We start from the raw sequence: 23,336 nt of genomic DNA on the forward strand, positions 1-23,336 counted from the left end.
TCATATAAGGTATATATGAATTTTATTCAATAGGTAAATTGTGCTGTTTTAAGAAAGATAGCTTATCCCAATAGCCTCTTTGAAATATAATTTTATTATTTACTATTTGAAAAAAACCGCAACCCCTCAAACCTAATGGGGCACGCCACTCTAAAATTGCCCATTGTCCATCTTCGAAAATGTTTTCAACGATACAAACCATTTCTGGAAAAGAAAAATCTTGTTCAAACATTTTCTTTATAGCCTCTTTCCCAATAACTGGCTCATTGGCTACCTGATGGTTTATTGCATTATCATCATATAATTCTGAAATAGTTTCTACATCTGCATTATTAAATGCGTCAACCCATTGGCAAAGTATTTCTTTTGGCGTCATATAAATTACCTCCAGACCTGTAAATAATTCTTTTTCATAGCATAACATCAAAATCCTATCAAGCTCAAAATTTATTGGCACGCTCGATGCCATGTTCCTCGACTACGAAGCGGCCAAAGATTATGCGATCCGCTTCAGGCTAGTCACGGCGGCGAATATCCCTTCTTTCGGAGCGCCAGAATGATGTTGGTCTGGCCGGATTTTCACATGGCGGGAACCACGTTGTGTCTCAAAATCTCTGATGTTACATTGCACAAGATAAAAATATATCATCATGAACAATAAAACTGTCTGCTTACATAAACAGTAATACAAGGGGTGTTATGAGCCATATTCAACGGGAAACGTCTTGCTCGAGGCCGCGATTAAATTCCAACCTGGATGCTGATTTATATGGGTATAGATGGGCTCGCGATAATGTCGGGCAATCAGGTGCGACAATCTATCGATTGTATGGGAAGCCCGATGCGCCAGAGTTGTTTCTGAAACATGGCAAAGGTAGCGTTGCCAATGATGTTACAGATGAGATGGTCAGACTAAACTGGCTGACGGCATTTATGCCTCTTCCGACCATCAAGCATTTTATCCGTACTCCTGATGATGCATGGTTACTCACCACTGCGATCCCCGGGAAAACAGCATTCCAGGTATTAGAAGAATATCCTGATTCAGGTGAAAATATTGTTGATGCGCTGGCAGCGTTCCTGCGCCGGTTGCATTCGATTCCTGTTTGTAATTGTCCTTTTAACAGCGATCGCGTATTTCGTCTCGCTCAGGCGCAATCACGAATGAATAACGGTTTGGTTGATGCGAGTGATTTTGATGACGAGCGTAATGGCTGGCCTGTTGAACAAGTCTGGAAAGAAATGCATAAGCTTTTGCCATTCTCACCGGATTCAGTCGTCACTCATGGTGATTTCTCACTTGATAACCTTATTTTTGACGAGGGGAAATTAATAGGTTGTATTGATGTTGGACGAGTCGGAATCACAGACCGATACCAGGATCTTGCCATCCTATGGAACTGCCTCGGTGAGTTTTCTCCTTCATTACAGAAACGGCTTTTTCAAAAATATGGTATTGATAATCCTGATATGAATAAATTGCAGTTTCATTTGATGCTCGATGAGTTTTTCTAATCAGAATTGGTTAATTGGTTGTAACACTGGCAGAGCATTACGCTGACTTGACGGGACGGCGCTTCCCTACCCTCATGGCCGCCTCCCAGGAATCGACCCAGGTGCTTATCGTGGACATAATCCTTTACTCATAAATTTATCTTATTCCATTATTGTACCTGTCACGCAAAACTTGCAGAAAAGCCATAAACGCAGGAGAATCCTGTCGGCGGTGAGGATAATAAATATGGTAGCCGTCAAAATATGGACACCACTCGGTCAGAACAGCAATCAGCTTGCCGCTTTTGATATATCCATCTGCAACATACTCGGGAATATAGGCAATCCCCAGCCCGTCTAATGCTGCATCGAGCTGATGAATCGTGCTGTTCGCAATATATTGCCCTTTGACTTTCAGACTGAATTTCTGAGCATCTTTCTCGAATTCCCAGGCGTACAATCCACTCGTATCAGAATAGCGGACGTTAATGCAGTTGTGGTTCAAAAGATCCTGCGGCTTCCTGGGCTTAGCATAACGCTTAAAATAATCTGGTGCAGCAACAACAAGCTGGCGCCAGTTCTGGCTTATTTTTGCGGCAATCATATCATTATTCAGAACATCGCCCGGACGAATCCCGGCATCAAAACGCTGATCAACAATATCTGTAAATCCATAGTCAATGCCGATTTCAATCTGAATATCTGGGTAGCGACTCAGAAAGTCCGGTAATACAGGACGGATCAAATACTGGATAACATCATCTGCCGCCGTGAGGCGTATGACGCCAGTGGGTTTTTCCCTAAGCTCACTCAACCGACTAATATTTACGTAAAATGGTACTGGCATCGCTGGCTATATTTTCTATCGTCTCATTATTCCTGGGGCTGTTCTCTTATACACCCGCCATTCTTATTGTAGGTAGCGCTGTATGGGGTGTGACATTTGGTGGTGCTGCAACGCTGTTGAATACCGCACTTGCCGATGCGGCGGAAGATGGTGCTGATGTAGCGATCTCCATGACGGTGGTGAGCTGGAACGCGGCGATTGCCCTGGGGGGGATTACCGGAGGAATTATCCTTCAGGGCCCCGGCGTCAATGGTTTGCCTTGGGTCATTCTGATACTGGCCCTGGTCAGTTTTCTGATTGTAAAAATCAACAGTGAATATGCATTCCCACACCCCATTCGGGACGAAGCCGAATGATCGCATCAGCTACAAGGAGAATTAGTCATATCGCTTATCAGGATAAGCTATTCAGCTATCTTCAAAAGGTCACAGGAATCAAAATCCTATAATCAGCCGTTCAGATTTCTAATCATAAAACAATGGAGAATATATATGCGTTTTTACATCAAGGTTGCGGTCATTCTTTTTATGGCCACCCGGGTTATACCCGTCATGGCCAATGGCAATAGTGTCCAGCCGGTTTGTACAGAGAAAGGTGCCTTATCAGGGAAAGACAGCAACCAGTCCGCCCTGATTGGCGCGTGGAAAATGGTCAAATTTGAAACCGGGACTGGTGAAGAATTGAAAGAGATACCTTACACCGGACAACTTATTATCACCGATGCCGGAACCTTGTCTGCGCAAGCAAGCAATCCGGACAAAACAGTACCTGACTCCGCCTATACGGTAAATGGTTATGAAGCACTTTATGGTGATATTAAAATTGACGATGTTGCCGGGCGTTTCATCTTAACGGTGAATTCTGCACTTGCCAGTGGATTAATTGGTCAAAAAATGGAGCGCGCTTTTCATTTAACAGGAAATAAACTTGAACTGTCGCCTGTCGATAAAGGTGAAGGCTGGCGTGTGACCTACGAGCGCTACAGATAGTATAATGGCATAACGGTGCGCCGGTTTGTGCCGCGCTGACCCGGCTGGCTTCCCTGCTCTACCTACGAACGCCTCTCGGAAATCGTTCAGGGAGCAATCGCAGATGTAAGAAACCGCCACGCCATGATGGTAACGTTCACCGTCCTGTGTAAAACCCAGTCATTGCCTCTGGTCATGACTGTGTAGTAAATTTGGCTGTTGATTAGGTGCAGAGCAATGATAGAGCGTTTTCTGCGACACGATAATTTTACGCACTATGAAGGTTAAATTTTGAAAGCAACAAATTTTTCGGAACTAATAAAAATAGCCGCTCTGCAGCTTTTTAGAGAAAAAGGATTCAACAATGTCTCCACCCGCGATCTTACACAAAAGCTTAATATTTCAAGGAGCCACATCTATCATTATTATAGTAACTGGGAAACATTAAAAAAATCGGCCATAAAATATATGTTTGATAATGACATCGAGGAATGTCATGCAACGTTTAATGCCTCGGAAAGTATGAGCCCAACTGACAGGGTCAGGCTGTATATCAAAACGCTGTTACCTGATGCGCCATCAGCGCACTGGCTGCTCTACCTTGAACTCTGGCCGATGGCCGCGCGCGACGATGATTATGCTAATTTGGTCCATAATCAATCACTCCAATGGATCTATATACTCGAAGAAATCATCGACTCCGGAATTAATGAGGGCGAGTTTTCCTCGATAAACGCTTCGGTATCCGCCAGACAAATAAATGCATTAATAGATGGATACTCGAGTATGCTGATCCTCGATTATTCAAAAGAAAAAAGAACCGCTTTTCTTAATGAAATATATGAGATTTCTTTTAAAATCCTTGGCAAACCCTTCTGAAGCGCATGAAAAACCCGCAGTAGAAATTAGCGCTTGTTTATGCCCAGATAGCTTAAAATACGTTTCATTTTACTTTCCGCTGTGGTGTTCCCCGCAACGCGGGCATCTATCCATGTCTCATCGGCTTCAGGGTGAGGGCCTGATAATATGACATGTCCTTCCCCATATTGATATCTGGCGATAGCGACATCCCCATTGTCGTAATAAGCTATCGCCTGGAACCCAGCGTTTGAGGTTGTGTTGTTCAGATAGGGGCCATCCTGATAGTAAAAAGGTTCCTGTTTATTATTCCATTTCACTTGCAAGGTGTAATCCCCCTCATCATAGGCGCGTGAACCAGGTCTTCCCACTTCTGACTCAAGGGGAGCATCAATGAGCCCAATCCAGTCTTTATCGGCAAGATATGCCCCCATGCAAATACCAATAAAATCTTTGCCGCTTTTCACAAATTGACGGATAGCCTCAGCGCCATCATCACCAATGACGTCATAAGAACCGGGTATATCCTGACCGCCGCCGGGTTGAATGTAGATATCGAATTTTTTAAGCGTTTGCTCATTCACTTTCAGCGTTTCTTTTTCACCCACATAAGCGATGTTCAGCGGCAGGCCAGTACCGACGAGCGATTTCACCACCATTTCTGAACACCCCGCGCACCCGGCGTCTCCCCTATAAACAGCGATACGATAACTTTTTGATGGTGAGGCATTTGCTGAGGTTGGTGCGGAAAAAATAGAGAAAGTAAAAGCCAGAGCAAGGGTAATCATATTTGCTCTCTTCAACTGAGTTTCCTGGAAAAAAAGTGGCATCACGCTATTCCCCTTGTCATAGAGTGTTTTGTAAATCATTAAGAACCATTTTTACCATTCTAAATGCATGACATAAAATTAGAGCAGTCGCTCAAATTTAACTTTGGCGTTGATTTTGTCAAGCGTTTTTAAGCGCGGCAAAAAAAAGTTAATACGTAAAAAAGTGTAACTTTGACAAAGTTGTATAAATTTTTTAGTGAGATGCAGGCGACATACGAAAGGATAAGAAAGCAGAAACAGCGGTAACCTTGAAATCATCAACTAAGGTGTAAGGGCTAATTAACAGGCGATGTCCTGAAAGCCATACTTAACTGAACAAGACATTTTGTTTTTCGTAGTATGTCCGTGAGAGTATGCTTCGGCACGCACGAGGCAGATGAGAAACGGCGATGGCCCGAATCGTATAGAGACACAAACCTGAAATTCCGGACACTGCGCTTCAGGACATCGCTCAAGACGCCGATATCTGGCAGTATCCGGACGGTACTATCGAACGCCGGGCCAACGGTACTACCCTGCCCTTTATGACTGACGACCTGCTATCTCACCCACGCACTTCTCCCTGAAATTTAGCATCGTCGCGGTTAATGTCGAAAATTTGCCACCTGACGTGGTTGGCATCGAGGGTGAAAACTGCCGTGGCGAGGGTGTTCTCCTCATCCGGATCGTCGGCAGCCAGCCGGTAAATTGGCAGTTCGGCGTCATGGGTATCTGAGAGAATGGCTTTTGCCGCCGCGGCGTCAAACGGAGGTTGCGTTTCCCGCCACTGCACGAGGCGTAACTGCCGCGACGCTGAACTGTCGGTAACGATCTGCTCAACGCCAGCCAGTGCCGCATGCACCAGATGGTTGGCATGCCCGGTTACCGTCGTCAGGGGGAGAACGGAACAGCCTTGACCGGTGGCCTCAACGCTGAACAGCCGCGTATCGCCCAGCTGCCCGAGCGTATGGTGAAACGCCCCGGATCGCGGCTGGCCGGTAAGTATAGTGATGGCCTCGTCGAGGGTGTTCGCATTCAGCGAGGCGCGAGCCAGGATCTGACGCGGTAATCCCTGCGGACGATGCACTGCACGGATGTTATTCACCGTGTTAACGACACCTTTTTCATTCACCGCAAAGGTGTGGCCGCAAATCGACCCCGGATAGGCAAAACTCGTAAAGCTCAGACCGCGACTCGGGGTAATGGTAGCCAGCAAGCATTCATCCCGTAACTGAGGAAAACCGTCTTCATTGTGCGCGATAATCCGCTCGCCTGCGGCGTTTACCCCGGCCACCGTCGTACAGCCATCCGACGTTGAGCGCACCAGATCGCCACGGCAGTTCCAGGCAAAGACCTGATCAACAGTAGCCTCCAGCCCCTGCGCCAACCCCTCCAGCTCCTGCCAGATGAGCGGATAATGCCGCTGCACCTCGGTGCGCATTAACCGGGTCTCAGGGGATGCCTGCAGGGTCATCACCGTTTGCCACAATGGCGTGAGCATCAGTTTCTGATGCCATGCTTCACGGCCAAGCTCGCCAAGGCGAAGGCCAATCTCAAACGGGGAACCACTGATGTCGATTTTCTTCATGGGATGGATTCACTTATGTTCAGGAAACGTGCTGTAAAAATTCTTTCAGGCGCGGATTGCTACTGGCATTCAGCAGGATATCAGGTGGGCCATCTTCAGCAATGGTTCCACCATCGATAAAAATCAATCGAGAGGCCACATCGCGTGCAAAGCCAATCTCGTGCGTCACTATAACCATCGTCATCCCTTCATCCGCCAGTGAACGCATCACTTTTAATACTTCATGGCGCAACTCCGGATCGAGCGCAGAGGTTGGCTCATCAAACAGCATCATTTTCGGTTTCACCGCCAGCGCGCGGGCGATAGCCACGCGCTGCTGCTGGCCGCCTGAAAGCTCCGACGGATAGTGCTCGGCCCGTTCGCCCAGGCCGACACGTTCCAGCAGCGCCAGCGCCTGTTCGCGGGCTGCCGCTTGACTCATTTTGCGTACGCGAATAGGCCCAAACATCACATTTTCCAGCGCCGTCAGATGCGGAAACAGATGAAACTGCTGGAATACCATCCCCGCTTCGCGGCGGATTTCGCACTCGTTGACGTGAGGATCGGTCAGGTGCATTCCGGCAACCAACAAAGTGCCGGAGGAGATCTCTTCCAGCTTGTTGATACAACGCAGCAGCGTCGATTTACCTGAACCTGAAGGACCGATAATCACGACCACTTCACCGGCATCAATTTCCAGATTGATATCGTGCAGCACCTGGGTGGTGCCGAAATGTTTAGCGACCGCGCTAAATTCAACCATGCTCATAAAATATGGATCCTTTTCTCCAGTTGCTTCAGCAGGAAGCTCAGGCACAGGGTGACGGCAAGATAAATCAGGGCTACCGCTGTCCAGACCTCAAGGGCACGGAAGTTCCCGGCGATGATCTCCTGCCCCTGGCGCGTTAATTCCGCGACGCCGATAACAATGAACAGCGAGGTGTCTTTAATGCTGATAATCCACTGGTTGCCCAACGCCGGGATCATGCGGCGCAGGGCCAGCGGCATAATCACATGCCATAGCGTTGCGCGCTGCGATAATCCCATCGCCAGACTGGCTTCTTTAAATCCTCTATTGATGGACAAAATTGCGCCGCGCGTAATTTCCGCAATATACGCGCCGGAGTTAATAATAATGGTGACCATCGCGGCCGTGATAGGGTCGATACGAACAGGCAGAATCATTGGCAAGGCAAAATAGATAAACATCACCTGTACCATAATTGGCGTGCCGCGAATCAGCTCGACAAAAATTAATGATAACGTTTTCGCGATACCGCCTCCCAGTGCACGACAGATTCCTGCCAGCAGACCGATGATAAAGCCGCCCGCCAAACCGACCATAGAGATCAATATTGTCAGCTGCAGCCCCTGTAATAATAACGGCAGGGATTCCCATATATATTTCGTTTCGAAATTCATAATGCAGTCTATTACTCTCGGTTCTGGCCGGGGTTACCCGGCCCGGCGGGGATTATTTAGGTTGCTTGTTAAACCATTTGAAATAAATCTTGTCGTAGGTGCCATCCGCGCGTAATGCCTTTAACGCGGCATCGACCTTCGGCGTCAGGCTGCTGTTTTTCTGCAGGGCAAAACCGTATTTCTGCGGCAGAATGCTGTCCGTTTCCCCGGTCGATTTAACCTTACCGCCACCTGCGGTTTTCACGTAGTAGAGCACGTTCGGGGAGTCGTGAACGACCGCGTCCAGATTGCCTGCCTGCAGGTCGAGATAGGCGTTATCAATATTGGGGAATTCGACATAATTGGCTTTATATTTGGATTTCATAAAACTGGCCGCGGCGGTGCCCTGCTTCAGCCCCACTTTTTTACCGGCCAACTCGCTGAATTTGGTGATGGAATCATCACCACTTTTCACCGCCATTAAGAGATCTGCATCGTAGTAACCGTCGCTAAAATCAACGACCTGTTTGCGGGCATCGGTAATGGTGATCCCGGCCATTGCCACATCTAAATTACGCGATTGCAGCCCAGGAATTAAACCGCCAAAATCCATAGGGCGTAATTCGTAGCTGACATTCATTTTCTTCGCAATGGCTTCCCATAAATCGATATCAAAACCAACATATTTATTGCCTTGTTTAAATTCAAAGGGAACGAAGGCGGTATCCACACCGATTAATAATTTATCTTGTGCCATGACGGCAAAACTCGCCGAACAGGCAACCAGTGCCAGGGTAATCTTTAATTTTTTCAATAATGCAGACATAATAATCCTCAGCGTAATTAAGACAGCAGACAGGAGTTTTCGCGCAATACCCTAAAACTGATATTGGCGTTGAGAATAAAAACAGTATCCCTACATTCGCACGCGATATAAAAATAAAGGCGTGCGAATTATTTATGCGGGAAGAATAAAATCCCTGGTGTCGGGTACTGGCGTCTGCGCGCCGTTCATAATCATTGAAAGAAAGCTGTAATAACCGTTGATGCCTATCAGATCGACAACGCCCTTTTCCCCCCAGAGATCGATTGCCTGTTGCCAGATATCATCGCTGACTTTTTTATGCTGATGCAGCTGCTGGCAAAAATGGTAAACCACCCATTCATCAGCCGCCAGCGCCTCTGGTTGACGCCGTTCATTGATTGCCTGCACCGCCTGCGCCGGGATCCCTTTTTCCCTGGCTATTGGCGCATGAATGGCCCACTCAACCGGCTGCGACCAGTGACGTGCGGTCAGCAGGATGGCCAGTTCCGACAACCGCTGCCCCAGCGCGCTACGGTAGCGCAGATACTCCCCCATTCGCTGCGCATGGGCCATCAGTTCCGGGCTGCGCAACAACGGTTCAAACGGCGGCAGCAGCGCGCCGCGCGGCCCGTTGATAATCTCCTCCGCAAGCTGGCGTTGTTCATCGCTCCACTGCTGTTCTGACAGCGCAGGTAAACGGTTCATGGCTGACGTCTCATCAGTTTATGCGTCTCTTCGCTGATGACCTTGTGCAGGGTATCCACCACGAAATCGAGTTCTGACCGGCTGACAATAAACGGCGGCGCAATCAGAATATGATCGCCCCGCTGGCCATCAATGGTTCCGCCCATCGGATAGACCAGCAGCCCGTGCGCCATGCACTGCGCTTTGATAGCCGCATGCAGCTTCAGCAGCGGATCGAATGCCGTTTTGCGCTCTTTATCGCATACCAGCTCCACGCCGGCGAACAAACCGCGACCGCGCGTATCACCGACATACGGTAATCCGCCGAGCACATCATGCAGCGCCTGCTGCAAATACGCGCCCTGCTGCTGCACCTGCTCGAGCAAACGATCTCGCTCGATAACCTGCTGCACGGCCAGCGCAGCCGCTGCGGCTGTCGGGTGGCAGATGTAGGTGTGACCATGCTGGAACATTCCGCTACCGGCTTGCAGCGCGGCGACGATTTGCTCACTGGCCAGCACTGCGCCAATGGGCTGATAACCCCCGCCTAAACCTTTTGCGATGGTCACGATGTCAGGGACAACGCCATCCTGTTCAAAGGCGTGCAACGTGCCGGTACGGCCCATGCCGCACATCACCTCATCGGCGATATACAGAATGCCGTATTTATCACACAGCCGACGAACGCCTTGCAGATAACCCGGCGTAGGCGGCATTGCGCCGGTGGTTGCGCCAACCACCGTTTCGGCGATAAAACCGATAATTTTTTCCGGCCCGGCGTCCAGAATTGCCGCTTCGAGTTCGCCAAGTAAGCGCTCGGTATATTGCTGCTGGCTTTCACCCGCCTCACGGTCACGGTACTCATTACAGGCCGACACGCGCACCACATCCATCAGCAGCGGCGCGAACTGGCGGCGGCGCCACTCGTTACCGCCAACGGCCAGCGCACCCAGCGTATTGCCGTGGTAGCTTTGTTTACGGGCAATAAATAGCGTGCGATCCGGCTGCCCGATCTCCACAAAATACTGGCGCGCCAGCTTCAGCGCCGTTTCAACCGCTTCCGATCCGCCGGAGACGAAATAGGCATAGTTCAGGGAACCGGGCGCGGTGCGGACAAGCTGCTCTGCCAGTTGTTCCACCGTATCGCTGGTGAAAAAGCTGGTGTGGGCATAGGCCAACCGATCGATCTGCCGGTGCATCGCTGCCAGCACATCCGGGTGGGCATGACCCAGACAAGAAACCGCCGCCCCGCCGCAGGCGTCCAGATAGCGTTGACCACTGGCATCGGTGATGTAAGCGCCCTGGGCACTGACTGCCACTGCCGGGGTGGTACGGAGGCTGCGGTGAATGATTTGACTCATGCTTTTATCCTGCTTTAGAAATCGCTTTCGCGTAAGTTGAAAGCATCTTGCAGGATCCATTTGAATCTCGTCAATTCAATAATGATTCAAATGTATTTAATTTTCTTATGATAAAAGCAAATGAATCATTTATCAGGATTTATCGGGCATCACATACGCCCCGGAGCGTTGCAGATAACGTTCTGCGCTCTCAATTTTATTCACCGCCTCCCTACCGTGGCGGGCAACCAGCATCGCCAGCAAACACTCGGCGACGCCCATACCGGACACTATCGAAGGGAAAAAAGAGGGGCTGCTGAGGGAGAAAAGCAACGTGCAGTCCGCCGTTTGCGCCAGCGGCGAAACCGGAGAGTCGGTGATGGCGATAATCCGTGCCCCGGCCTGCCTGGCTGCATTGAGAACGTCGAGAGATTCGCGGGAATAGGGAGAAAAGCTGGTCAATAGCAGGCAGTCTTCCGCGTTGATCTCACGGGTGAAGACTTCGATATTACTGGCCAGCCCGTCAATCAGCGACACCTGGCGATTGAACAATCGATAGACATAAAACAACGACCAGGCGATAGGAAAGCTGGCGCGGAAGCCGCAAATATAGACCTGCTTCGCTTCATCCAGCAACGTAACCGCTTGCTGCATAGCGTGTTGATTCTCTGCCTGAGTGAATGCCAGATTGGCCTGATGCGCGAGGAACACCTCTTCGTACAGCGCGGGCTGCGTCCCTTTGGCGATCAATTTTTCAGCCTTAGATACATATGTATCATTTCCTAAGCCGAGATCGTCGATAAATGCGCTTTTCAGCTCCCGCCAACCGTTATAGCCCAGACGCTGCGCCAGGCGTAGCAGCGTGGCAGGCTTAACGCCGGCTTCCGCGGCGAAGGCGCGCATTGATTGCACCACCAGTTGGTTGGCATTTTGCAGGGAAAATTCCGCCGCGCGCTGGAGTTCGGGCGACAGCAGGCTGAATTGGCTCACAATATTTTCACGAAGATTCATGGCGTATCGTTATCATCCGTAAGAGTGGCTGCGGCGAAACCGGGCCGCAGAAAGGGATATATATAACCATAATTCGCCGTAATTGCATTATGGCAGAGACGGAGGCTCATCCCTGCGCCACGGAGTATCGCCCCAGGCGATTGATCCGAAGCCTCTTTATTCGGCGCCTGAAACCGCGGGATTCGCAGGAGCGACCCTATACCCAACTCTTTGATGGCATTGGCAAAAAACATTGTCGCCGCTATCGCAAAAGAGAAATTATTCGCTTTATTTATAAATTGGCTTGCTAAATAATTAGTCAGGTTTTATTACGCAGTAGAGGAATTAAGATGCGTTTCAGTACCATGCCCGACAGTGAAATTATTTCTGAACTGTGCCGAAGAATTAAAGAAACGCGTATACAGCTGGGCCTGTCACAGATTGAGCTGGCCGAACGCGCTCAGGTCGGCGCGGCAACCATTAAACGCGTTGAATTAGGCGAATCCGTTACCCTCAGTACGCTGATTGGTATTTTGCGCGGTCTCGATCGGCTGCATCAGCTGGAGTCGATTTTATTTGACTCGCACATGCGTACATTTAAGGCGCAGCTCAATGCCGAAACCCCTTCCCGTATCCGTATTCGGAAAAAAACGCATCAGCCAAAAGAGAAATTGCCCGCCGCTGCCCAGACCAACGAGGCTGACGCCACGATTAACGAATGGTACACCTCATCGGCTTCTAACAGCGTGGTGTGGTCTTTTACGCCGTCCGACGGAGAGAAAAAATAACAGGCTTCAGGCGATTTTAAAGTCCAGGGAAGAGAAAACCGCCTGCGGCTCAGGCAGGCGGTTTTTAGGGGGCTCAGGATTCACACACCGCGACTTTAATCGCCAGACCGCCCCGGGCGGTTTCACGGTACTTGGCGTTCATATCTTTGCCCGTCTCAAACATCGTTTCGATAACTTTATCCAGTGAGACTTTCGGATCGCTGGTACGGTACATCGCCATACTGGCCGAGTTTATCGCCTTCACTGCCGCAATCGCGTTACGCTCGATGCACGGCACCTGCACCTGGCCGGCCACCGGATCGCAGGTCAGGCCGAGGTTATGCTCCATGCCGATCTCCGCGGCGATGCACACCTTCTCCGGACTGCCACCCAGCAGCTCGGCCAGTCCGGCTGACGCCATCGAGCAGGCCACGCCCACTTCACCCTGACAACCGACCTCTGCCCCGGAAATGGAGGCATTCATCTTGTACAGAATGCCTATTGCGCCCGCCGTCAGGAAATAGCGCATATAGATTTCCGGCGTCACCTCTTTGATAAAACGATCGTAATAGGCCAGTACCGCCGGGACAATGCCGCAGGCGCCGTTGGTCGGCGCGGTTACCACTCGCCCGCCCGACGCGTTCTCTTCCCCCACCGCCATGGCGAACATATTGACCCAATCCATCGCGCTCAGTGGCGTAATCGACTGGCTCTGCGGTGCCAGCACGCGGTGCAGCGCAGAAGCCCGGCGCGGCACTTTCAGCGGCCCCGGTAAAATACCTTCCGTATTCATCCCCCGGTTAATGGCGTTTCTCATGGTCTCCCAGATTTTCGCCATATTTTGCTCAACGGTCTCCCGGCCGTGGCGGGCGATCTCGTTTTTTATCATCACGGCGGAAATCGACAGGCAGTTGTTCTGACAGTGCGCCAGCAGGTTGCGGGCAGAATAGAACGGGAACGGAATATCAACCTCCGCCTCCAGGTTCTTACCAAAGTTTTCCTCCGTGACGATAAAACCGCCGCCGATGGAATAGTAAGTCTGGAAGTGGACGATTTTGCCATCGCAAAACGCCGTAATGCTCATCCCGTTTTCGTGCAGCGGCAGAAACTCATTGTGAAAGCGCATGCATTCCGCCACCGGGAACTGTATCTCGCGCTGGCCTTCTTCAATAAACAGACGATGCATGGTGTTGACATCGCGAATAATGCCCGGAATGGCGTCGATATCAACGGTATCCGGTAGATACCCTGACAGACCAAGAATAATGGCGATATCGGTATGGTGACCTTTACCCGTCAATGAGAGGGAACCATACACATCCACCACCAGCCGAGTCACTTTATGCAGCAGGCCTTTTTCCTGCAGGGTATCAACAAACTGTTTTCCCGCTTTCATCGGCCCAACGGTATGCGAGCTGGACGGCCCGATGCTGATTTTGAAAATATCGAAAACGCTAATCATATGGCACCCACGCGGTTACATAGCAAAACGGATGCGCCGCCGGTGACAGGCGGCGCTGAAAACTTAGCTGAACAGAGAGAAGAAAATAGCGGAGATGGCGATCAGTCCCATCACCACCACAAACGCGTTACTGATGTGGCCGCTGTACTTGCGCATGGCCGGTACTTTGTTGATGGCATACATTGGCATCAGGAACAGAATCATCGCGATGACCGGGCCGCCCAGCGTTTCAATCATCCCCAGGATGCTGGGGTTCAGGGTGGCAACAATCCAGGTGGTCACCAGCATGAACAGCGCGGTGATCTTGTTCAGTTTGTTGATTTCGATCGATTTGCCTTTTCCGCGCAGTGACTTAATCACCATGCCGTTGAAGCCTTCACGCGCGCCGAGGTAGTGGCCGAGGAAGGATTTAGTAATCGCAATCATCGCGATGATCGGCGCCATCCAGGCTATCACCGGCGCGTTAAAGTGGTTCGCCAGATATGAGAGGATGGAGATGTTCTGCGCTTTCGCTTCCGCCAGGTTTTCCGGGGAGAGGCTCAGTACGCAGCTGAACACAAAGAACATCACCGTCAGCACCATCATGATGTGGGCGAAGCCCAGAATACGGGAGCATTTGCGCTCGGCGTCCTGGCCATATTCTTCACGTTTAGCCACCGCAAATGAGGAGATAATCGGCGAATGGTTGAAGGAGAAGACCATGACCGGGATGGCCAGCCACAGGGTCATCCACAGACCATTTCCCGTTGCCGAAGCGCTGCTCAGCGACAACGTATCCAGTACCGCGCCGTTCCATTGCGGGATCAAATACAGCGCCAATATCATCAACGCGAACACGAACGGAAACACCAGCACGCTCATGGCCTTAACAATCATTTTTTCGCCAAAACGGACAATCCCCATCATGCCGACAATTAAAATCAGCGACAAAATAGCGCGCGGCGGAGACACCAGACCAAGCTGGTGAGTAATAAAGCTGTCGACGGTGTTGGTAATAGCAACGCTATAAACCAGCAGAATCGGATAAATAGCGAAGAAATAAAGCAGCGTGATAAGCTTACCTGCACCGGTGCCGAAATGTTCTTCCACCACTTCGGTAATATCTTCTCCCGGATTTTTGCCCGACAGGACAAAACGGGTTAAACCGCGGTGGGCAAAAAAGGTCATCGGGAAGGCAAGAATGGCCATGATGATTAACGGAATTAAACCGCCGACCCCGGCGTTAATTGGCAGGAAAAGCACCCCTGCACCAATTGCGGTACCGTACAGGCCCAGCATCCACACGGTATCACTTTTTCTCCAGCCGCTGCTCTCGCGAGCAACGAGGGTATTTTGAACGGTTTCCATAATATGGCCTCAGTAATATAGAGTAGGGTCAAATTAATTTGACTCTGATTCAGGTAATAAAACGCTGTGTTTGTTTGGCTATTTTATAAAATGCAACTATGCTGATTCACTAACAGCGATCACATAACCTGATTTATAGTGGCACCTTTTAACGCATCAAAATTAGTACTGAAATCTTATTATTTTTTAAAGTATCATTTTTAATACGTTATTATTTGTATGGGTGTACTTAACGTGCTGGATATTTATATAATTCACGTGCAGAGATAACAACCACTATTTGTCATACGATTAATAAAACGCAAAAAATCAGGGGCAAGGAAATAGACACCCTCCCCCTCAATTTTCGCTAAAAGCCCTTGTAGTGCTCTTTACTCAGGCCATATTTCTTCATTCTGAGATAGAGTTTTTTACGCGGAATAAGCAGATACTCCGCCACTTCATTAATGCGCCCCTGATGGAGATTCAGCGCTTCGGTGATGATCTGCCGCTCTACGTCCTCAACCCGTCGATCGAGCGGCGTCGGCTCGCCGACATGCATCAGCGGATTCACCGTATCCGCGAGCGGTAATACCCCCACCGCAAACAGTTCGGCAGCGTTCGCCAGTTCGCGGACGTTGTTCGGCCACGCCCGACGTATCATCCCTTTTAACAGATGGCTATCCACCTCCGGGACGGGATGATTCAGTCGCTGACAGGTTTTTTGCAAATAGTGGTGGAACAGCGGCTCGATATCATCAGGCCGCCTTGACAGCGGCAGGCAGGCAATTTGCGTCATCGCGAAGCAGTAATAGAGCTCCGCCACGATCTGGCTACTGCCCGCCAGCGCCACTAGCGACGCGCTGCCGATACCAATCAGGCGAAAAGGCCGCTTCTCATGGCTCTGCGCCTGTACCAGCAGATGTTGTTGCTCATGAGTCAGGTGCTCCGGGTGGCTTAATACCAGCGTTCCGCCCTGCGCCTGCGCGATCGCGTCATTCAGCTTATGGGCGTTGGCCGCAGTCAGTTCGCAGTAGACAAAAGGGCCTTCGGCGTTACGCCCCAGCTGGTGCAGGTAACGTGCGCCGGTCATACGCCCGGTTCCCGCTTCGCCGTAAAGCCAGACCGCAATATCCGTCTCTGCCAGCTGCTGTAAACGCTGGCGATACTGTTCCGTCCATTCGCTGCGCCCGATCAGCTCAACCCGTAATTTTTGCTGGCCGTACTGGCGACGCGCGATCACCGCTTGCCGCTGGCGCAACGCGGCGTCCACCAGCGAGAGCAGCTTACCCGGATCGACCGGCTTTTGCAGAAAATCCCAGGCCCCCTTTTTCACCGCATCCACCGCCATCGGTACGTCGCCATGACCGGTGATAAGCAGAATCGGCAGCTGCTCGTCATCCTGATGAAACAGCGTCATCAAATCGATGCCGGAGCAGCCGGGCATGCAGACATCGCTCAGCACAATGCCGGGCCAGTCCTTCTGCACCCACGCCCGCGCATCAAAGGGGTTATCGCAGGCGTGGACGTGATAACCCGCTTGCTCAAGCAGCTGCGTATAGGCATCCAGCACGTCGCGATCATCATCAATCAGCAGAATCGAACACTCATTACTCAACATCATTTACATCCGTTAAATTAAATTGCAGCACCACGCAGGCATTGCGCGTTAACGTCGACGCCAGGCGCAGCGTCCCTTCCATTTGCGTCATCAGCGAAACAGAAATCGACAGCCCAATCCCCAGCCCCACATCTTTGCTGGTGGTGAACGGCTTCAGCAGTGACGGTAGCAAGGCCGCAGGCCAGCCGGGACCGTTATCGGCAATCAACACGCACAGGGTGTCGCCGTGGATTTGCCAGCTCACCGTTATTTTCGCCGCGTTCGGACAGGCGTCGAGCGCATTCGACAGTACGTTGACCAGCACCTGATGAACCCGCACTTCATCGCCGCGGATCCAGACGGTTTCATCCGGTATCTCCAGCGTCCCCTGCTGCGGCTTATGGCGCATCGCCAGCAGTTCCCACGCCACCGTAAACGTCTGACGCAAATCAACCGGATGCAGCGGCGTTTCCAGTTCAGCGCGGCGGGTAAACTGACGCAGCGAGCGGATAATCGCGTCAATGCGGTTAATCAACCCTTCCGCTTTACTTAATGTCGCCCGCGCCTGCGCCGTCTGTCCCTGCTCAATCGCCCGTCCTGCCGTAAACAGATACATCGACAGCGCGTTCAGCGGCTGGTTGATCTCATGCGCCAGGGTGGTCATCGTCTGCCCCACCACCGCCAGTTTAGCGGTCTGGATCAGCTCGTCCTGGGTGGCACGAAGATCGGCCTCAATCGTTTTTCGCTCGCCAATCTCCTGTTCAAGCTGCTGTTTTTGCGCGTTAAGCTGACCCAGCGTATGGCGAAGCAAACCGGCAATACGCCCCAGCTCATCCCGGCCATAAACCGGAATGGTGGCATCCGTCCGGCCTAAACCAATCTGCACCACCGCCTGGTTCAGCGCGGTAAAGCGTTTCACCAGCCGCGATCGGATGAAATAATGATTCAGCACCCACGCCAGCAGCAGCGCCAGCAGCGTCGCCACCAGAATCAACCCGCCGCTCACGCGGACAATCTGTCCCATACGCTGATTAAACATCTGCATTTGCTGATGACTGCTGCCAAGCTGGGCTTCAAGCAGCGTCCTGAAACGCCCCAGCGTGGCTTCTCTGGCGCGACTGGCGTCCACTAACGCTTTTTGCGCCGTCACGTAGTCGCGCATGGTATCCGGCATCTTATTTTTCACCATGCCGATTTCCAGCAGCTCATCAATCGTTTGTCGCAGCGTGATCGTGCTCGGCCAGTCGTCTAGCGCGCGAATATTTTCATCCGACGTTTTCTTCAGGTTTTCGAGATAGCGGATATGCGTCTCCACCAGCATGCCGTCATCATTTCCGGATTTCAGTTCATTAAGCCTGTCGCGCAGGTCGTCAACGATTTGATTCTCAATGCGGGCCAGCGTATAGACCTGCTGCTGTTCGTTCTGGACTTCTCTGGAACGCTTCAGGTACTGCGCCGCGTCGCCCTGGCGGGCTTCTATCTGATCGAGCAGCGTTCCCTGCTGCCAGGTAAAGTCCTGCACCAGTGAATTCAGCTCAGTGGTAAAATCATCGTGCAGCCAGTCGATACGCGCCGAGAGTTCCCCCACCTTTTCGCGTACCAGAAACATGTTGTAGAGCACGCGATCCAGCTCCGAGAGCAGCGCGCGGCTGTCCTGTAAAATCACCGCCAGCTGCTGGCGTTCCGCGGGCGACAAGCCCTGGCTCAGCCGCTCGATTTTATCCAGATGCTGAATAATCTGGTTACGCAGCTGCAGACGCACCGTTGTATTCGGCGCCAGCAGAAATTCATTCAGCTGATCGACCACCAGATTGAGATTGCCTTCAATCAGAAAAGCAGAGTGGATGCGGGGAAAATACTCGTCCAGCGAATAGCGTATCTGCGAGCTTTGCTCATGCCATGAATAGAGGCTGACGCTGCTGACAATCAGCGTCAGCAGCGCGCCCATCAGAAAGGCCCCGCGCAGGCTGCTGCTGATACTGATTTGCCGCAGACGTTGCAGTATGGAACGGGCCATCATTTCAGCTCTTCCAGTTTATTGATCGCCTGCCGCTGGTTGTTGAGAAACCAGAGCTGCCACTCCATCATTTGCTGCTCCGCAAAGCTCTTATTATCGAACTTAGCCAGCCAGGCTTCATCCTCGCTGCTTGCCGGATCGACCGGGACGCCGGTTAGCAGCGCGCGTATTTCGGGCAGCGGACGCTTAAGGCGAGCCTCCGCGCTGTGCAGCGCTCGCCAGGCATCTTTCAGCTGGGCGAGACGAAAGCTGATCGCCGTATCAAACATCCGCTGAACCAGACGCTGACGCTTAAGGATCAGACGATAGTTCAGCGGCGGTTGATTCATCAGCACCTCCTGCTGCGCCGCCCGTGGATTGCCAGCCGTCAGCGGCGTCACCGGGTATTTCCCGGTATTCGCGTCGGCGAGGATCCGCTGGCCTTCCGGGCTCAGCATATAGCGAATAAACCGCCGCGCCTCGCTGGCGTGCTGGCTATTTTTGAGCACCGCGACGTAGGTAGGCGACACCGCCGACTGCGGAAAATAGATAAAGGCAAGGTGCGGATCGTTCAGCAACAGATTGGCATAGTTATCAATCACCGGACCGGCTACGCCCAGCCCGCTTTTGATCTTATCCGCCACGCCAAAGCTGCGGGATGAAATCGTCACCAGATTTCCCGCGCTTGCCAGCAGCGTTTGCCATCCCTTAAGCCAGCCCTTTTGTTGCAGCAGCGACTCCACCATCAGATGATTAGTGTCCGAGCGCGACGGGCTGCTCATCAGCAGCGCCCCCTGATATCGGGGATCGGTGAGATCGTCCCAGTCCGCTGGCGCAGGCAGATGCCGCGTCGCCAGCGCCGAGCGGTTAATCAGCAAGCCAAACCCCGACATCGCCACGGCAACGGAGGTGGCGCGGATGGATTCCGGCACCAGGCGTTGACTGGCCGCCGGCGCGCCGCTGAACGGCGCCAGCTTTTGATGCTCCTGAAGATGCTGCAGCAGCATCGGTGATGAGGTCAGGACCAGATCAACGTTCTCCGCATTTGCCGTATCAAGCAGCTGTTCCAGCGAGGCGCTGGTGCGGTTGAGGGTGCGAATCATCACCGACCCCGGCTCCGTTTGCCAGCGTGCGATAATCCACGCGGTGGCGCTGGGGGAAAATGTTGTCGCCATCACCAGTTCGTTCCCATGCGCCGCACAGGAGCTGAATCCGGCGGCCAGCAGCAGCAACGCAAGCGTTTTGCCGGGCGCCCGACTCCACCGCAGAAACATGTTTGTGATCCCGTTCATAAATATTGAAATACCGAAAAAAGAGCGTTGAGACAAAACTTACCCGTTTATGACTTCTAGCGGATTAATCACCGCTAGCCTCGAAATAGCCGCGCTGGCCGCCGGGAATATCAGCAAACATTACCAGATAATGAATGTGGAATTTGTTAATATCCGCACACGCCTGACATAAAATTAGCGGGAAATTAATTATTCGCTATTTCATTGATGCTCAATGCGTTAAAAATAACCCCTGAATTCATTAATTTGAGTCAGTTTTGACCCATTTCGACGATTTGAGTTTTCTGACCACTTATTTCACTCTTCATGCCGAATACTCCTGATGTTCATATCAATATAAAATACAGGTGACGACATGTTATCAATATTAAAAAAAGGGCCGTCGGCAAATAAAGTGCCGGCTGAGAAAATTCAGGCAACTTATGGCCGCTACCGCATGCAGGCGCTGCTAAGCGTATTTCTGGGTTATCTGGCGTACTATATTGTGCGCAACAATTTCACCTTATCCACGCCTTATCTGAAAGAGCAGTTAGATCTGAGCGCCACCCAGATCGGTTTGCTCAGCAGCTGTATGCTCATTGCGTACGGGATCAGCAAAGGCGTTATGAGCAGCCTGGCGGATAAAGCCAGCCCGAAAGTCTTTATGGCCTGCGGCCTGGTGCTGTGCGCGATCGTCAACGTCGGGTTGGGGTTCAGCACCGCATTCTGGATCTTCGCTGCGCTGGTCGTTCTGAACGGTCTGTTTCAGGGGATGGGCGTCGGCCCCTCTTTTATCACCATCGCTAACTGGTTCCCTCGCCGGGAGCGCGGTCGCGTGGGGGCTTTCTGGAACATTTCCCATAACGTCGGCGGCGGGATTGTCGCCCCAATCGTCGGCGCCGCGTTTGCGATTCTCGGTACCGAGCACTGGCAGAGCGCCAGCTACATTGTCCCGGCCTGCGTGGCGGTGGTGTTCGCCATCAGCGTACTGGCGCTGGGTAAAGGTTCGCCGCGCGAGGAAGGCCTGCCTGCGCTGGAAGAGATGATGCCGGAAGAAAAGGTCGTGCTTAACGCTAAACACGCGGTAAAAGCGCCGGAGAATATGAGCGCATTCCAGATCTTCTGCACCTACGTTCTGCGCAACAAAAACGCCTGGTATGTCTCCCTTGTGGACGTGTTTGTCTATATGGTGCGTTTCGGCATGATCAGCTGGCTGCCTATCTATCTGCTGACGGTGAAACATTTTTCCAAAGAGCAGATGAGCGTCGCGTTCCTGTTCTTTGAATGGGCGGCGATTCCGTCGACCCTGCTGGCGGGCTGGCTCTCCGACAAGCTGTTCAAAGGACGGCGCATGCCGCTTGCCATGATCTGTATGGCGCTGATTTTTGTCTGCCTGATCGGCTACTGGAAAAGCGAATCCCTGCTGATGGTGACGGTGTTCGCGGCGATCGTGGGCTGCCTGATTTACGTGCCGCAGTTTCTGGCCTCCGTGCAGACCATGGAAATTGTTCCCAGCTTTGCCGTCGGCTCCGCCGTGGGACTGCGCGGATTTATGAGCTACATCTTTGGCGCATCGTTAGGCACCAGCCTGTTTGGCGTGATGGTGGATAAAATGGGCTGGCACGGCGGGTTCTATCTGCTGATGGGCGGGATCGTCTGCTGCATTCTGTTCTGCTACCTCTCTCATCGCGGCGCGCTGGAGCTTGAGCAACAGCGTAAGAACACGCAGCAGCAAGAAGCCGAGCTGGCGCTGGCCGACGCACAATAAGCGCCTGAACCCGGCAAAAGAGAGTGCCAGCCTGCTGGCACTTTTAACCTTAAACTGGGTCGATAACCGTCACGCGGGCACCTTTAAATAGGGCGCAATGCTCGCTAATTTCTCCCGGGTTTCCGTCAGTTCGCGTTCCGGCGTAGATTGCGCGATGATACCCGCCCCCGCCTGTATCCAGCAGCGCTGGCTATCCTGAAACACGGAACGCAGTACTAACGCCGCATCGAAGCGCGTATCTTCCAGCAGCAGGATTGCGCCTGAATAGAGCTCCCGCGGCGTTTTTTCAATTTGCATGATCGCGTTGAGGGCCGCTTTTTTAGGGATACCTGACGCGGTAATTGACGGAAACAGCACGGTAAACGCATCCCAGGCATCCTTATCTTCCGCGAGCTGGCCGCTGACGCCAGACCCCAGATGCTGGACGCTGCCGCGCTGGCGAACCGACATCAAATCCTCGACCACCACGCTGCCGGGCTGGCAAACCGCCTCCAGTTCGGCAATGGCTTCTTTGACCGAGAGGATATGCTCAAGCACCTCTTTACCGTCGTGCAGCAGCTCCCTCTCATTTGCCTGATTATGCGCCGTATCGCCCATGCGATCGCGGGTGCCCGCCAGCGGTTCAGTGACCACTTTCTTTCCCGTCACCGACATCACCAGTTCCGGACTAAAACCCAGCGCCTCGCGTCCTTGCTGGCGAAACATAAACGTACGGGTGGGCGTGTTGGCCTGTCGTCCATATAGCAGCGTAGCGGGCATATCAATTCGCGCTGGCAGAGGAATCGCGCGTGAGACGATGACTTTAACGTAATCGCCGCGGCGGATCGCCGAAACGGCGCGCGCAACCTGCTGTTTATACGCTTCACCGTCCAGGGCGGTATCCACAACCATTGGCCCGCATGGTGTCTCCGTATCGACCTCTTTTACCCACTCGCACAGACGGCGGCATCCGTCGGCGGAGTCCGCGTAAACGGTAACATTTCCCTTCTCAAAAATAAGTTCTTCACGGGGAGCGGTTAACGTTAGCAGCGGCCACTCGCCGGCATCAAAGGCCATACCCCGCGCATGGGCCGCAAAGTTGAACCCAACCTGGCCATATACCCGGCATCCTCTCACCCGCGGATGCGTCATAAAACGACGCGCGCAGTCGGTAATCGAATCTACCGCCCACTTTTGTTCTCCGGCATCATCAATGAATGTCGCCTGGGTGCCGTCGGCATTAATCTGCAGTTGCGCCTGGCATCCTTTACCTATGTACCAGCAAGGTTGGCGCTCATAGACATAGCACTCTTCATCTCCGAACTGACGTAAGACGCCAGAAATCATCGGTAGCCATTGCTCCTCTGGTAACGCCAGGTGTAAAAATTCACTGATTTTCATCCC

At 52.2% G+C, this 23,336-nt stretch carries 22 protein-coding genes and 1 pseudogene; 7 read left to right on the plus strand and 16 right to left on the minus strand.

The window, feature by feature from the left end; all coding sequences use genetic code 11:
• Positions 1 to 22 precede the first annotated feature (22 nt).
• Positions 23 to 376, minus strand: coding sequence for a nuclear transport factor 2 family protein (locus tag ABLU88_RS09225; RefSeq protein WP_038423437.1), 354 nt, complete (start codon positions 374 to 376; stop codon positions 23 to 25).
• A 76-nt stretch (positions 377 to 452) separates the two neighbouring features.
• Here ABLU88_RS09225 and ABLU88_RS09230 point away from each other — a divergent pair.
• Positions 453 to 554: pseudogene (locus tag ABLU88_RS09230) on the plus strand (amino acid ABC transporter substrate-binding protein); the annotation flags it as partial.
• Between the two features lie 145 nt (positions 555 to 699).
• Positions 700 to 1,515, plus strand: a complete 816-nt coding sequence (locus ABLU88_RS09235) for an APH(3')-I family aminoglycoside O-phosphotransferase (protein WP_348836375.1) — start codon at positions 700 to 702, stop codon at positions 1,513 to 1,515.
• A gap of 136 nt (positions 1,516 to 1,651) precedes the next feature.
• On the opposite strand, the gene ABLU88_RS09240 is transcribed toward ABLU88_RS09235, so the two are convergent.
• Complete coding sequence (locus tag ABLU88_RS09240; RefSeq protein ID WP_348836376.1) at positions 1,652 to 2,341, minus strand: LysR substrate-binding domain-containing protein; 690 nt, start codon at positions 2,339 to 2,341, stop codon at positions 1,652 to 1,654.
• On the opposite strand from ABLU88_RS09240, the gene ABLU88_RS09245 reads away from it, so the two are divergent.
• From ABLU88_RS09245 to ABLU88_RS09255, 3 genes are all read left to right on the plus strand, one after another.
• Positions 2,329 to 2,697, plus strand: coding sequence for an MFS transporter (locus ABLU88_RS09245; protein WP_046877578.1), 369 nt, complete (start codon positions 2,329 to 2,331; stop codon positions 2,695 to 2,697). The two genes, ABLU88_RS09240 and ABLU88_RS09245, sit on opposite strands and share 13 nt — an antisense overlap.
• Positions 2,698 to 2,832: 135 nt before the next feature.
• Positions 2,833 to 3,330, plus strand: a complete 498-nt coding sequence (locus ABLU88_RS09250) for a lipocalin-like domain-containing protein (RefSeq protein ID WP_202019583.1) — start codon at positions 2,833 to 2,835, stop codon at positions 3,328 to 3,330.
• Between the two features lie 270 nt (positions 3,331 to 3,600).
• Positions 3,601 to 4,188: a TetR/AcrR family transcriptional regulator gene (locus tag ABLU88_RS09255; RefSeq protein WP_048262783.1), complete on the plus strand. Its 588-nt coding sequence runs from the start codon at positions 3,601 to 3,603 to the stop codon at positions 4,186 to 4,188.
• A gap of 26 nt (positions 4,189 to 4,214) precedes the next feature.
• On the opposite strand, the gene ABLU88_RS09260 is transcribed toward ABLU88_RS09255, so the two are convergent.
• The 8 genes from ABLU88_RS09260 to ABLU88_RS09295 form a co-directional block, all read right to left on the minus strand.
• Positions 4,215 to 4,997, minus strand: coding sequence for a BPL-N domain-containing protein (locus ABLU88_RS09260; RefSeq protein ID WP_053074116.1), 783 nt, complete (start codon positions 4,995 to 4,997; stop codon positions 4,215 to 4,217).
• Between the two features lie 544 nt (positions 4,998 to 5,541).
• Positions 5,542 to 6,564, minus strand: a complete 1,023-nt coding sequence (locus ABLU88_RS09265) for an acyl-CoA--6-aminopenicillanic acid acyl-transferase (protein ID WP_044112287.1) — start codon at positions 6,562 to 6,564, stop codon at positions 5,542 to 5,544.
• Between the two features lie 19 nt (positions 6,565 to 6,583).
• Entirely contained in the window at positions 6,584 to 7,306 is a 723-nt protein-coding gene (gene glnQ / locus ABLU88_RS09270) for a glutamine ABC transporter ATP-binding protein GlnQ (RefSeq protein WP_348836424.1), read from the minus strand.
• Positions 7,307 to 7,308: 2 nt separating this feature from the next.
• On the minus strand, positions 7,309 to 7,965 hold the full coding sequence (glnP, locus tag ABLU88_RS09275; protein ID WP_001008622.1) for a glutamine ABC transporter permease GlnP: 657 nt from the start codon (positions 7,963 to 7,965) through the stop codon (positions 7,309 to 7,311).
• A 52-nt stretch (positions 7,966 to 8,017) separates the two neighbouring features.
• Positions 8,018 to 8,770, minus strand: coding sequence for a glutamine ABC transporter substrate-binding protein GlnH (glnH, locus tag ABLU88_RS09280; protein WP_316548036.1), 753 nt, complete (start codon positions 8,768 to 8,770; stop codon positions 8,018 to 8,020).
• A 132-nt stretch (positions 8,771 to 8,902) separates the two neighbouring features.
• The gene (locus tag ABLU88_RS09285; protein ID WP_004850921.1) at positions 8,903 to 9,454 is read right to left on the minus strand and encodes a hypothetical protein; all 552 of its coding nucleotides are present in this window, start codon (positions 9,452 to 9,454) and stop codon (positions 8,903 to 8,905) included.
• Complete coding sequence (locus ABLU88_RS09290; protein ID WP_014229371.1) at positions 9,451 to 10,794, minus strand: aspartate aminotransferase family protein; 1,344 nt, start codon at positions 10,792 to 10,794, stop codon at positions 9,451 to 9,453. The genes ABLU88_RS09285 and ABLU88_RS09290 overlap by 4 nt, the downstream gene beginning before the upstream one ends.
• Positions 10,795 to 10,926: 132 nt before the next feature.
• Positions 10,927 to 11,784, minus strand: coding sequence for a MurR/RpiR family transcriptional regulator (locus ABLU88_RS09295; protein ID WP_049070604.1), 858 nt, complete (start codon positions 11,782 to 11,784; stop codon positions 10,927 to 10,929).
• A gap of 329 nt (positions 11,785 to 12,113) precedes the next feature.
• Here ABLU88_RS09295 and ABLU88_RS09300 point away from each other — a divergent pair, with 329 nt between their 5' ends.
• Positions 12,114 to 12,551, plus strand: a complete 438-nt coding sequence (locus ABLU88_RS09300; RefSeq protein ID WP_102802882.1) for a helix-turn-helix transcriptional regulator — start codon at positions 12,114 to 12,116, stop codon at positions 12,549 to 12,551.
• A gap of 73 nt (positions 12,552 to 12,624) precedes the next feature.
• Here the strand turns inward: ABLU88_RS09300 and ABLU88_RS09305 are convergent, their stop codons facing one another.
• The 5 genes from ABLU88_RS09305 to pgtC form a co-directional block, all read right to left on the minus strand.
• The gene (locus ABLU88_RS09305) at positions 12,625 to 13,992 is read right to left on the minus strand and encodes an L-serine ammonia-lyase (protein WP_348836381.1); all 1,368 of its coding nucleotides are present in this window, start codon (positions 13,990 to 13,992) and stop codon (positions 12,625 to 12,627) included.
• 63 nt (positions 13,993 to 14,055) lie between these two features.
• Complete coding sequence (locus tag ABLU88_RS09310) at positions 14,056 to 15,339, minus strand: HAAAP family serine/threonine permease (protein WP_014229376.1); 1,284 nt, start codon at positions 15,337 to 15,339, stop codon at positions 14,056 to 14,058.
• Between the two features lie 349 nt (positions 15,340 to 15,688).
• A complete protein-coding gene (gene pgtA, locus ABLU88_RS09315) occupies positions 15,689 to 16,939 on the minus strand; it encodes a two-component system response regulator PgtA (protein WP_348836425.1) in 1,251 nt (416 codons plus the stop codon).
• Positions 16,929 to 18,935, minus strand: coding sequence for a two-component system sensor histidine kinase PgtB (gene pgtB, locus ABLU88_RS09320; protein WP_102802915.1), 2,007 nt, complete (start codon positions 18,933 to 18,935; stop codon positions 16,929 to 16,931). The genes pgtA and pgtB overlap by 11 nt, the downstream gene beginning before the upstream one ends.
• Complete coding sequence (gene pgtC, locus ABLU88_RS09325; protein WP_201993955.1) at positions 18,935 to 20,188, minus strand: phosphoglycerate transport regulator PgtC; 1,254 nt, start codon at positions 20,186 to 20,188, stop codon at positions 18,935 to 18,937. The genes pgtB and pgtC overlap by 1 nt, the downstream gene beginning before the upstream one ends.
• Before the next feature lie 373 nt (positions 20,189 to 20,561).
• Between pgtC and pgtP the strand changes: the two genes are divergently transcribed.
• Complete coding sequence (gene pgtP, locus ABLU88_RS09330) at positions 20,562 to 21,953, plus strand: phosphoglycerate transporter PgtP (protein WP_009652152.1); 1,392 nt, start codon at positions 20,562 to 20,564, stop codon at positions 21,951 to 21,953.
• Between the two features lie 69 nt (positions 21,954 to 22,022).
• On the opposite strand, the gene ABLU88_RS09335 is transcribed toward pgtP, so the two are convergent.
• Positions 22,023 to 23,333, minus strand: a complete 1,311-nt coding sequence (locus ABLU88_RS09335; RefSeq protein ID WP_025106343.1) for a salicylate synthase — start codon at positions 23,331 to 23,333, stop codon at positions 22,023 to 22,025.
• Positions 23,334 to 23,336 lie beyond the last annotated feature (3 nt).

This window comes from Klebsiella sp. GW_Kp182, assembly GCF_040062275.1.
Lineage (GTDB): Bacteria > Pseudomonadota > Gammaproteobacteria > Enterobacterales > Enterobacteriaceae > Klebsiella > Klebsiella michiganensis.

Bases quoted from the DNA above. Each gene is read 5' to 3' on its own strand.
- ABLU88_RS09225 (WP_038423437.1), bottom strand. From the start codon at position 376: ATGACGCCAAAAGAAATACTTTGCCAATGGGTTGACGCATTTAATAAT.
- ABLU88_RS09235 (WP_348836375.1), top strand. From the start codon at position 700: ATGAGCCATATTCAACGGGAAACGTCTTGCTCGAGGCCGCGATTAAAT.
- ABLU88_RS09245 (WP_046877578.1), top strand. From the start codon at position 2,329: ATGGTACTGGCATCGCTGGCTATATTTTCTATCGTCTCATTATTCCTG.
- ABLU88_RS09240 (WP_348836376.1), bottom strand. From the start codon at position 2,341: ATGCCAGTACCATTTTACGTAAATATTAGTCGGTTGAGTGAGCTTAGG.
- ABLU88_RS09250 (WP_202019583.1), top strand. From the start codon at position 2,833: ATGCGTTTTTACATCAAGGTTGCGGTCATTCTTTTTATGGCCACCCGG.
- ABLU88_RS09260 (WP_053074116.1), bottom strand. From the start codon at position 4,997: ATGCCACTTTTTTTCCAGGAAACTCAGTTGAAGAGAGCAAATATGATT.
- ABLU88_RS09265 (WP_044112287.1), bottom strand. From the start codon at position 6,564: ATGAAGAAAATCGACATCAGTGGTTCCCCGTTTGAGATTGGCCTTCGC.
- glnQ (WP_348836424.1), bottom strand. From the start codon at position 7,306: ATGGTTGAATTTAGCGCGGTCGCTAAACATTTCGGCACCACCCAGGTG.
- glnP (WP_001008622.1), bottom strand. From the start codon at position 7,965: ATGAATTTCGAAACGAAATATATATGGGAATCCCTGCCGTTATTATTA.
- glnH (WP_316548036.1), bottom strand. From the start codon at position 8,770: ATGTCTGCATTATTGAAAAAATTAAAGATTACCCTGGCACTGGTTGCC.
- ABLU88_RS09285 (WP_004850921.1), bottom strand. From the start codon at position 9,454: ATGAACCGTTTACCTGCGCTGTCAGAACAGCAGTGGAGCGATGAACAA.
- ABLU88_RS09290 (WP_014229371.1), bottom strand. From the start codon at position 10,794: ATGAGTCAAATCATTCACCGCAGCCTCCGTACCACCCCGGCAGTGGCA.
- ABLU88_RS09295 (WP_049070604.1), bottom strand. From the start codon at position 11,784: ATGAATCTTCGTGAAAATATTGTGAGCCAATTCAGCCTGCTGTCGCCC.
- ABLU88_RS09300 (WP_102802882.1), top strand. From the start codon at position 12,114: ATGCGTTTCAGTACCATGCCCGACAGTGAAATTATTTCTGAACTGTGC.
- ABLU88_RS09305 (WP_348836381.1), bottom strand. From the start codon at position 13,992: ATGATTAGCGTTTTCGATATTTTCAAAATCAGCATCGGGCCGTCCAGC.
- ABLU88_RS09310 (WP_014229376.1), bottom strand. From the start codon at position 15,339: ATGGAAACCGTTCAAAATACCCTCGTTGCTCGCGAGAGCAGCGGCTGG.
- pgtA (WP_348836425.1), bottom strand. From the start codon at position 16,939: ATGTTGAGTAATGAGTGTTCGATTCTGCTGATTGATGATGATCGCGAC.
- pgtB (WP_102802915.1), bottom strand. From the start codon at position 18,935: ATGGCCCGTTCCATACTGCAACGTCTGCGGCAAATCAGTATCAGCAGC.
- pgtC (WP_201993955.1), bottom strand. From the start codon at position 20,188: ATGTTTCTGCGGTGGAGTCGGGCGCCCGGCAAAACGCTTGCGTTGCTG.
- pgtP (WP_009652152.1), top strand. From the start codon at position 20,562: ATGTTATCAATATTAAAAAAAGGGCCGTCGGCAAATAAAGTGCCGGCT.
- ABLU88_RS09335 (WP_025106343.1), bottom strand. From the start codon at position 23,333: ATGAAAATCAGTGAATTTTTACACCTGGCGTTACCAGAGGAGCAATGG.